7 protein-coding genes are annotated in these 9,954 nt (G+C 40.1%); 5 read left to right on the top strand and 2 right to left on the bottom strand.

Going from position 1 to position 9,954, the window contains the following annotated elements:
* The first annotated feature begins 144 nt into the window (after positions 1 to 144).
* The 4 genes from ACESZH_RS21715 (at position 145) to ACESZH_RS21700 (ending at position 5,843) form a co-directional block, all read left to right on the top strand.
* Entirely contained in the window at positions 145 to 1,410 is a 1,266-nt protein-coding gene (locus ACESZH_RS21715) for a plasmid recombination protein (protein ID WP_373219092.1), read from the top strand.
* 123 nt (positions 1,411 to 1,533) lie between these two features.
* Positions 1,534 to 1,722 carry a transposase gene (locus ACESZH_RS21710; RefSeq protein ID WP_373219091.1) on the top strand — a complete coding sequence of 63 codons (189 nt, stop codon included), beginning with the start codon at positions 1,534 to 1,536 and terminating at the stop codon, positions 1,720 to 1,722.
* 115 nt (positions 1,723 to 1,837) lie between these two features.
* Positions 1,838 to 3,502, top strand: a complete 1,665-nt coding sequence (locus tag ACESZH_RS21705; protein WP_373219090.1) for a helicase-related protein — start codon at positions 1,838 to 1,840, stop codon at positions 3,500 to 3,502.
* Between the two features lie 37 nt (positions 3,503 to 3,539).
* A complete protein-coding gene (locus tag ACESZH_RS21700) occupies positions 3,540 to 5,843 on the top strand; it encodes a DUF3849 domain-containing protein (protein ID WP_373219089.1) in 2,304 nt (767 codons plus the stop codon).
* Positions 5,844 to 5,922: 79 nt separating this feature from the next.
* Here ACESZH_RS21700 and ACESZH_RS21695 read toward each other — a convergent pair whose 3' ends face one another.
* Entirely contained in the window at positions 5,923 to 7,326 is a 1,404-nt protein-coding gene (locus tag ACESZH_RS21695; protein WP_373219088.1) for a relaxase/mobilization nuclease domain-containing protein, read from the bottom strand.
* Positions 7,275 to 7,616 carry a plasmid mobilization relaxosome protein MobC gene (mobC, locus tag ACESZH_RS21690; RefSeq protein ID WP_373219087.1) on the bottom strand — a complete coding sequence of 114 codons (342 nt, stop codon included), beginning with the start codon at positions 7,614 to 7,616 and terminating at the stop codon, positions 7,275 to 7,277. The genes ACESZH_RS21695 and mobC overlap by 52 nt, the downstream gene beginning before the upstream one ends.
* 409 nt (positions 7,617 to 8,025) lie before the next feature.
* Here mobC and ACESZH_RS21685 point away from each other — a divergent pair, with 409 nt between their 5' ends.
* The gene (locus tag ACESZH_RS21685; protein WP_373219086.1) at positions 8,026 to 9,954 is read left to right on the top strand and encodes an ATP-dependent endonuclease; all 1,929 of its coding nucleotides are present in this window, start codon (positions 8,026 to 8,028) and stop codon (positions 9,952 to 9,954) included.

The raw sequence follows: 9,954 nt of genomic DNA, 5'->3' as shown, positions 1-9,954 counted from the left end.
GCGTTTTCTTTTAATTATTCCATATATTAGAAATATTTTCCATAGAAATATTACTCAAAAATTAATGCAATTTTGTAATAGTGGGTTACACACATTCAGAGAATGTTGTGTAATGGCTTCGCCCTGCCGAGAAAGGAGAGCAAAATGGCAAAAAACAACAAGGCGGATATGAGTTGTGCAAGGGTAAAAAAGTACGCCGCTTCTGATGTGAGCAAGGCGGAAAGGCACAACGAACGCAAGAATGAAACCTATGAAAATATGAATGTGATTGAGGAACGGATACCCTTTAATGTGCATTTCAAAAAGCCTACCGCCCCGACCTATATGGAACAGTTAAAGCAGATGGAAACAGACGGTCAGGTGTCGCTTCGTGGGTTGAGGAAAGACGCAACACTCTTTAATGAGATTGTGATTGATGTGAATACGATGTACTTCGAGCGTAACGGTGGCTATGAATATGCAAAGCAATTTTATAAAGAAGCCTATCATTTTATTGAAGAAAAATTCGGTGCTGACAATGTTATATCGGCGGTAATGCACGCTGATGAAATCAATGCAGCAGCAACCGAGGAATTGGGAAAAGAGGTTTACCATTATCATCTTCACGCTATGGTTCTGCCAGTAGTGGAGAAAGAAATCTTGTGGAGCAAGCGTTGTAAAGACCCCGAACTGCGTGGAACAGTCAAGGAAGTTGTTAATCAGATTAGCCACTCAAAGAAGTGGAAATCGGATATTCCGCTGACCGATGAAAAAGGAAATCCGTTGTTAAGAAAGAACGGAAAGCCGATGTTTAGAGCTTCGTACAGCATACTGCAAGATGAATTATTTCACTATATGACGGAACAAGGGTTCAAAGGCTTTCAGCGTGGCGAATACGGAAGTACAGCAGAGCATTTGACCTCACTACAGTATCAAATCAAGCAAGACAAAGAGAGATTGGAGAAGTTGCAGAAGCGTATTCAAAAGGAACAGGTTAAGTATGAGCCTGCCCGTAATGTTTCCAAAACCTTAAATGAGATTGACAGTATGGGGCAGAAAACAATCACAGGTAAAATGGCAATCTCCAAAGAGGATTATTCCCAACTTACTGCCCTTGCCAAAGAAGGCATTACCAGTCGTGCGGAAATCAAGAACTTGGAGCAGAGTGCAGATTATTACCGACAGAAATATTTTGACAGTGCAAACGCATTGGAAAGAATGAAAACTAAATACAACGAACTGAAAGAAAAGTGCAGACCTTTTCTTGAAGCGTTGGAGCATTTCCCCGAAGTTGCTAAACTTTTTACCGAGAAAGTGAAGCAACTTTTTTCTTTTAAGGAAGCACAGGAACGAGCCGAAAAAGAAGCAAGGGAAAAAGAAAGACAAGAGCGTATCAAGGCACGAAAAAACAAGCGAGGTATGGAAAGATAACCACTTCCATTATACTCGCAACTTAATGACTTCTTGATATGTTCTGATGAAATAGGCAGTATTTGTGGGGTGTTTCAAACGGAATGCCCCACAATCAATTTAGAAAAAGGAGAAAATGATTATATGAAAGAGAACGCTTTATCTTATACAACACGAATAGGAAAAACAACTTTTATTGTAAATGTGAAGCAATCGGAAAGTGCGAAGAAGCCTTTGAATACGGTGTTTCAAGAAATATGCAAACACGAGATGTTAGGAGATTTTTCAGCAGATAAATATTTGAATTTAGAAAACTTACAAAAATCATCTTGACAAACTCGTTCCCGAAGGCACAGGCTACCGTGCGAAGACGAGATTTGCAAAGTTTTTTAATCTTCCGGAGCTGATCTCCATTTTCAAGGAAAGTGCCGATATCCAGACCCCGGATATGCTGAAACTGCCTGTCCCGGAAGCCGTTTATGAGGATGTGGTGCTGAAACCAAGCGAATACCAGCAGGACATGGTAAAAGACCTTTCAGAAAGGGCAGAGGCGGTCAGAAACAGGCTGGTGGACCCTTCACAGGACAATATGCTCAAGATTACCAATGACGGCAGGAAACTGGCCTTAGACCAGCGCCTGATCAACCCAATACTTCCGGATGATGGGGACTCGAAATCTAATGCCTGTGTGGAAAAAGCTCTGGAGATATGGAAGGAGACGGAGGCAGAAAAATCCACGCAGCTTATTTTCTGTGACCTGTCTACCCCGAAGAATGACGGCACTTTTAATATTTACCATGACATCCGGGATAAGCTGATGGCACAGGGAGTGCCTCCGGAACAAATCGCATTTATCCATGATGCCAATACGGAAACAAGGAAAGCGGAGCTGTTTGCAAAAGTAAGAAGCGGACAGGTTCGCTTTTTGCTTGGTTCCACTGCAAAAATGGGAGCCGGTACCAACGTGCAGGATCTTCTGATCGCAGAACATCATATGGATGTACCGTGGCGTCCTTCTGACATTGAACAAAGGGAGGGGCGTATTATCCGGCAAGGTAACCGGAATAAGAAAGTACATATTTTCCGGTATATCACCGAAGGGACATTTGATGCATACTCCTGGCAGGTCATCGAGAATAAGCAGAAGTTCATCAGCCAGATCATGACCAGTAAATCACCGGTACGTTCCTGCGAGGATATAGATGAAGCCAGTTTGAGTTACGCAGAGGTAAAAGCACTGGCAACGGGCAATCCCTATATTAAAGAAAAAATGGACCTGGATATACAGGTTTCCAGACTGAAACTGTTAAAGGCCAACCATACAAGCCAGATCTACCGCCTGCAGGACAATATCCTGAAGCATTATCCGAAGAAAATCAGCAGTACGAAGGAACTGATTGCTGCGTATGCGGTTGACATTGCCCATTACAGAGAAGTGAAGCCTGCGGATAAAGATACCTTTTCCATGACTCTGGGAGACAGGACATATACGGATAAAAAGGAGGCAGGAACTGCGCTGATCGCATTCTGCAAGCAGGTGAAAACACCAAACCAGCAGGTGCAGATAGGGGAGTATCTGGGATTTAAAATGAATGTGGTTTATGACACTTTTTATCAGAAATTTACATTGAACCTGAAAGGTGCGCTGACACACAGCATTGAGGTTGGTTCCGATGCCTTTGGTAATCTGACCCGTATCAACAATGTTCTGGATGGGATGGAAAAAAGCCAGGCAAAAGAGCAGGAACTATTGGCGAATACGGAGAAACAGCTTGAAAATGCCAAGGAGGAAGTGGAAAAACCATTTGCGCAGGAGGATGAACTGAACGAAAAGCAGGAGCGCCTTGCAGAATTAAATGCCCTGTTAAATATGGATGAAAAAGGAACAGAGGAATGTCTGGATGAACTGGGCGATGAAGAGAATCTTCCGGAAGAAAATGAAACCGGGCAGTCTTTTAGGGAAAATCCGGATCTATCTGTAAAAAATGGGACAGGACAGAGGACAGAAGAAGACCGTCCGTCTATCATGGGAAAACTGGCTTATTATCAGGAACAGAGTCAGCAGACGGGGCTGGATACCGTTAGAAACAGGGAGAAAGCAGCAAGTTTATAGAAAAGTATAGATCAAGAACCACAGAAAGGAGAAACTTATGGCAACATACGCAGAATTGATGAGGCAGAGAGAAGCCGCTATGAAAATGGTGAACCAGATTGAGAAAGAAATGGCAGAGATGGAAAATGAGCTGTTTTCTGCCGGGAGGGATATGTTTGGTATTTATCAGTTAAGGGATGGTGAGGATCTGCATTACCACCGCTTTGAAAGTCTGGACCGTCTGGAAAAGTCCGGCTTAAAGGTTGAGAAAGATAATTACAGGATGGTCTATATAGCACCCCTTCAGGAAGGGCAGACGCTGGATGATATTTTTGAAGAATTTAATCTGTTCCGCCCGGAGGATTTTACCGGGCATTCCCTTTCAGTCAGTGATATTGTGCTGCTTCATAAAAATGGGGAAAACCAGGCAATGTATGTAGACAGTTTTGGTTTCCGTGCGGTGCCGCAGTTTTTGGAAAGGCAACAGGAACAAGAAAACGAAAAGCCTTTTATTGACCACTATTATGTGGTGGAAGATCTGCAGAAGTCAGGCCCACTTGAAATAAAGGAATATGCAGATATGCAAGAAGCCCTACAGGCATATTTCAGCCTTCCAAACCATAAGCAGAAAGCCTTTGGCATCCAGAACAGCCTCCCTTTGCCGGGAAGCCTCGATTTTATCCAGTGTATCAATGGCGTGGACAGGAATATTTTGGATTACCAGAATGTAGAAGGGTGGGATAATCCGGAAATTATCAATGCTGTAGAGCAGGTGGATGTGGAGATTGATTTGCATGATGCAGAAATTGCTTACAAGATTGGAGACAGGTATTTCACTATTCAGCATACAGAGGGAGGTTTTGATTATACTTTTTATGGCCATGATTACCGGGAACTGGATGGGGGTATTTATGAAAATCCGGGTCTGACTATTGAAGAGGCAATCGAAGAAATCCTTGAGGACGAGAGACTGGATTTTGAGGACTGTCAGGTGCTCAACTATGAGGAGTTTATGGAGAGGACAGAGGCGGCGAACCGGATTGTACCGCTTCAGGTACAACCAGAAGAGCATCCTATTTATCCGTATTCAGCAGCTTATGCACGGGAACACGGTGAGACAGAAGCATACAGGCAATCCCAAAAAGAAAACATATCCTGCCGTGATGCCATTGAGGATGTGATCAGGAAGCGGTTTGACGGGATGCACCTTGCATCTGATGCAGCAAAAGTTGTACTCGAGGAATATGGGGCAGAGAGGATGTCCTACGTGCTTGCCAATACCGTGCGGCATTTTTCATGGGATAATAGATTTTCTGTGGAGAACAGAAAGTGGGCAGAGAGTATTCCTGTATTTGAGGATAAGAACCCGTGGGGAGAGGAGAGAAATGCAGACTTTGTTGTGAACAGCCATCCGGCGGTACTGGACGGATTCATCAATCTTTTACGGGAGGAATTGAAAGTAAGAGAAACGATTTCAGATAGAATAAAAGCAGAGATTACGACCGGGGAACCGGTACAGACACTGACGTTTTATGTGGCAGAATGTATGGAATTTCCGTCATTGGGTGAATATCACGACCATCTGACTTTTCAGGACGCTGTGCGTCTGTATGAAGCCATTCCTTCCGAAAGAATGAATGGAATCAAAGGCATTGGATTTGTCCTGCATACGGAAGGGACAGATGAAGATCTGGATGCTTCGATGGGAGTATTGGAGGGGCAGACAATAGATGTAGATACCATCAATATGGTTCCTGAATTGAGGGATCATCCTCTGGTACAACAGGCTATCCGTGACCTGATTGCACAATTTCCGGATGCAGAGGTGTGGGACGTAGAGACGCAGGCCAGATTGCAGCGTGAGGATGCAGAGGATTTGGACAGAGTGTGCAATGAGCTGGCAAAAGATATTGATCAATTTTCCAAAATGGTTGATCCCTATGGCTACCGGGATGCGGTGAAGAACAGGGAAGAAAATATCAGCAAGATTTACAGTGACCTGCAGAAAGGAGAGGAAGATTATATCCGTGACTGGATACAGGGGGTGATTGACGAGGAAGAACCTGCGGAAGATGTAAAAGAAGCGGCGGAACTATTAAAGCGCATGGATGACCTGACAGAACGCCGAGCGAGAAACCCTCTTACAAAAGTTGAAGAACTGGAGGAAGCCAACTATAACCAGATAGATGGGATGCTGAACAATTCCATGGTAAAGGACATAGTAAAAAGTGTAAATGAAGGAGTAAGGGCGTTTTCAATCGTAGAGAGACTGGAACTTGCCAAAGAGCAGCTTTCCAGTGAAAAATCAGAAGGAAAACCTTCAAAAGATACTGTGAAAAAGCCTGAAATGGGGATGGAATGATGAAAAAAGAAAAGACGGCAAAGGGGGTTGTTATTAGCAGCCTTTGCTGTCTTTTTATGGGCAGAATTAAGAAAAACTATTATAGTTCCGGTGTGGAATTTGGGTTAAATGGTTTTTCCTGATCCAGCGGATGCACTTGAAGATATTCTTCCATATTTTGCCTGATCTGTTCCAGTTCTTTGAGATCAGCGGAAGTTGATTTTTGCTGTATCGCCAGCTTTTCCTTTTGAGAAATGAGATCACGGTATTGTTTTCTCAGGTGTTCCAGTTTCATATGGCGTGGGTCAATTCCTTTACGCTGGAGCATACGTTCTGCACCGGCAAAGAGAATAATCCGTGATTCGTATTTCCGCAGGAACCGGTCCTGATCTTTGGCATTTTCATAACGGTCATTGAAAGGTTTGTTTTCCTGATATTGTTCTGCATATTTGATGATTTCGGAAAGTTCCCGGAGCTGGTGTTCAATAGAAACAATGCTGCGGTTAGCTGTCTGTGTCTGTTCTTTCAGGACATTGATACGTTCATTTAATTCTGAAAAATTATGGATATTTTTGGAAAGCATAAGATTGTATGTATGTGCCGCAACTTTCAGGTTCTCTTTGGAAGCCCATTTCTTCAAGCCAGTGTTTTCAGAGAATTTTGTGTCAGATGTTATGTCTATAAGCTGCCGCAGATTGTCTGATCTGGTGAACATGCGCTTGCGTTCTTGTTTATTTTCTATGCGTTCTTTAATCCGTTCTTTCGTGAAATTCTTCCCCAATGATTTAGCACTGCCCCGTACAAAACGGTCTTTTCCTGAGGGACGGAAAGAAATATATTTACCGCTGTTTTGATCCAGGGAAGTATTTTTCATTTCATAGCCTTTGGCATTCATCAAAGCAATAAAATCATCATAAGTGGAAGAGGATTTGATTGCCTGATTAATGTCTTTTCGTATATTGGCCTTCCAACTGTTTTCATTTTGATTGGCAGACCATTCATTATATCTCATGCCACGCTTTTCGGTGGAATGAATGACAGACAACCCGTGTTCTTCACACAATCGGTCGCTGAGTTTGCGGATTTTCCAGTAACTTTTTTTACAGTCATGGTAATGATTATGATCAATATTATCGGCAGCACAGAAGATCAGATGATTGTGAATATGGCCTTTATCAATGTGTGTGGTCAGTACATAAGAATATTTTCCTTCCAGAAGCTGGTCGGCCAATTCTTTTCCAATCGTATGTGCCTTGTCATAGGAAACTTCTTCCGGGGCAAAAGCCTGTATCAGATGAAACGCCTTATTTTCTCTATTTTGTCCATTAGAAGAAATCTGTTCGTTTGTATGGTCCAGCGTGTATTTGAAATCCAAAGCTGCAGTCTCCGGCGAGCAGGCAAAAGATGAGACATAAATCTGTTCATCAGTCTTGTCTGGATTGCAGATATATTCTATTGCTTTATCAACGGTTGCTTTGATACCATGGATTTTTGTAACTGCCATATCTGATTCATCAGCTCCTTTATCTCTTCCATATCTTTTTTGTAAATGGTATTTGTACTGTTTACCCGTTTGGTAATCTGGTTCAGATTGCTGCCAATGTTGCCAAGCTGGGCATTCATTTCCCGGATGTGGGAGTAGTCCACATCATAGACAAAACCATAAAGCACCAGTTTCCGGAGAAATGCAGATTTGTTTTTCATTTTGGAAAGCCGGAATTTCTCATCCAGAATGTATTGCTCGTCATCATTTAAATGAAATTCATTTCGGTGTGTCCGGGTTCGGTTTGCCATAATTCATTCCTCTTTTCTGTTTTTATATTTCGATTTTGAAAAAATGGTACAAAAAAACTGTTGCAACTTGTTCGGTTTACAACAGTCTGTGTTTGGGTTATTTGGTTGTTTGGATGCACGTATCCATAAATTATTGTAGCAAAAGTAATTGGTGTGGTCAAATAAAAAAAATATAAAATGGAAGAGGGTCAGGGATACTTCCCTGTGAAAATCTATCCATATCGGAAAACAGGCGATATGGGGATTTTGCCGTTGTGTCCGGACACCGGCAGTGCTTGCTAAGTTTGTAAGGTATAGAGATTTTCATGTATCTTTTTCAAATAGTAAATTTTATTATGGTATGATACAATGTAAAAAAATCAGTGTAAATGCACACAGAATATTATTATCACAAAATAGGAGAAGGAAAATGTATTTATCGGATTTACAAATAGAAGGTTACCGATTATTCAAAGATAAAAAAGTAATTCATTTTGATAAAGGATTAAATGTATTAGTTGGAGAAAATGGATGTGGAAAGAGTACAGTAATCGATGCAATTCGATTATTGCTTAATGAAGACGAATATGCGAGAAGTGGAATATTAGAAGAGGATTTCTATTCATCTGCAGATAAGAAAGTTATGGTTGATAAGATTTCTATAAAAGGTAGATTTGGCGATTTGTCTGAGAAAAAGAAGGTAGAATATATCACTTGGTTGGATAAAGATTATAATGCAATATTAAATGTGGATATAAATAAAAAACAAGATAGACGTAATAATTATAAAAAATCAATTTGGGGAGGAGAGTCTTCAAATAGTATTTTTGAATGGGAACCGTTGAATGACATTCAATGTGTTTATCTTCCGGCATTAAGAGATGCCGAACGAAAGTTGAAAGCAAGCCGTGGATCGAGATTAGCCAGATTGTTAATTAATTTATCACAGAAAGAATTAGAAGAAAAAAGAAAAACTGGAAATTTGACGGAGATAGAAAAGGATGTTAATGATTTTAATGATACCTTATCGAAAAGAACAGACATTGCCAGAGCAAACGAGCTAATTAATGATAGTCTTGAGAAAGCTCTGGGAACCATATTTGCCCAAACAACAAAAATTCAATTTGGAGAGGTTACTTTTGAAAGAATTGTGGAAGCTTTGAGAATTGTGTTTTTTCCAGGAAAATTACCAACAGAAGAAAGTGTATTCAGAAATCTTTTTGAAAATAGTTTGGGGTACAATAATCTGATTTATTTGGCGACTATTTTAGCAGAATTTGAAGGATTGAAAGAAAACTATACTTCTCCACGAATTCTGCTGATAGAAGAGTTAGAAGCTCATTTACATCCGCAGATTCAAATTAAGGTATTAAAATATCTTAAGGAACAGGCTGATAAGAATGAAATTCAAGTTATTATTACCACTCATTCGACGATTATTGCATCGACAACGCCTGTTGATAATATAATAAGTTTTAATACAACTTCTAATGGGATAAAAATAACTTCTTTAAAAGAATGTGTGATAAATAAGAAGGCGAAACAATTTATCAACAGATGGTTAGATGCAACTCGTTCTACCTTATTGTTTTCAAAAGGAAATATTTTAGTAGAAGGATTGGCAGAAGCACTTCTTGTACCCAAATTAGCAGAATTGTATTTGGCTAAAATGAAAAAGGACAACCTTCCGAGATCTTTAGAGGAAGCTGGGATATCGGTTATAAACATGAATGGAATATATTTTCAATACTTTTTAAAATTATATGATGGATATGAACCGATTTGTCCTGAAAAGAATGGAAAAGAGACAAAAGAGGCATATGCTAATAGAATAGATACATTTAGAAAAAAAGAGAAATTTGAGAACGAAGAGTATAAGGTAACAGATACTATACCTATTCGGGTTTCAGTAATCACAGACAATGATCCAGATAAAGAAGCAAAACCGAATAAAGATACACCAGCAGAAGGAAATAATCCGCAGCTGTTTTTGATGAAACAAGTAAAAAATATGACTAACAATTGTCGGATATTCAAAAATTTGAAAACTTTCGAATATGAACTTTCATTAGAAAAGGACAATGCCAAGATAATGATTAGTATTATTTTGGATTTGTTGACAACAAATGGAGACGTTAAAAAAAGAATGGAAGGTTATTTGGATGCCTATCTAAATGAAAAAACTGTAAATCAGGAAGACATTGCATATGATATTTTAATGCAGATTGATTCTAGTTATATTGGAAAAGGTGTTTTTGCACAATTATTACTTGAAAAATTAGATGAAAGTAATGATTTTATTGTGCCAGACTACATAAAAAAAGCGATTAATTTTGTATTAAATATAGATGGAGAGTAA

Source organism: Ruminococcus sp. 5_1_39BFAA (assembly GCF_964240875.1).
Lineage (GTDB): Bacteria > Bacillota > Clostridia > Lachnospirales > Lachnospiraceae > Blautia_A.
This window is presented reverse-complemented; position numbering and strand designations above follow the sequence as displayed.

What these genes read in the sequence shown, in the direction of transcription:
- ACESZH_RS21715 (WP_373219092.1), top strand. Translation starts at nt 145, where the DNA reads ATGGCAAAAAACAACAAGGCGGATATGAGTTGTGCAAGGGTAAAAAAG.
- ACESZH_RS21710 (WP_373219091.1), top strand. Translation starts at nt 1,534, where the DNA reads ATGAAAGAGAACGCTTTATCTTATACAACACGAATAGGAAAAACAACT.
- ACESZH_RS21705 (WP_373219090.1), top strand. Translation starts at nt 1,838, where the DNA reads ATGCTGAAACTGCCTGTCCCGGAAGCCGTTTATGAGGATGTGGTGCTG.
- ACESZH_RS21700 (WP_373219089.1), top strand. Translation starts at nt 3,540, where the DNA reads ATGGCAACATACGCAGAATTGATGAGGCAGAGAGAAGCCGCTATGAAA.
- ACESZH_RS21695 (WP_373219088.1), bottom strand. Translation starts at nt 7,326, where the DNA reads ATGGCAGTTACAAAAATCCATGGTATCAAAGCAACCGTTGATAAAGCA.
- mobC (WP_373219087.1), bottom strand. Translation starts at nt 7,616, where the DNA reads ATGGCAAACCGAACCCGGACACACCGAAATGAATTTCATTTAAATGAT.
- ACESZH_RS21685 (WP_373219086.1), top strand. Translation starts at nt 8,026, where the DNA reads ATGTATTTATCGGATTTACAAATAGAAGGTTACCGATTATTCAAAGAT.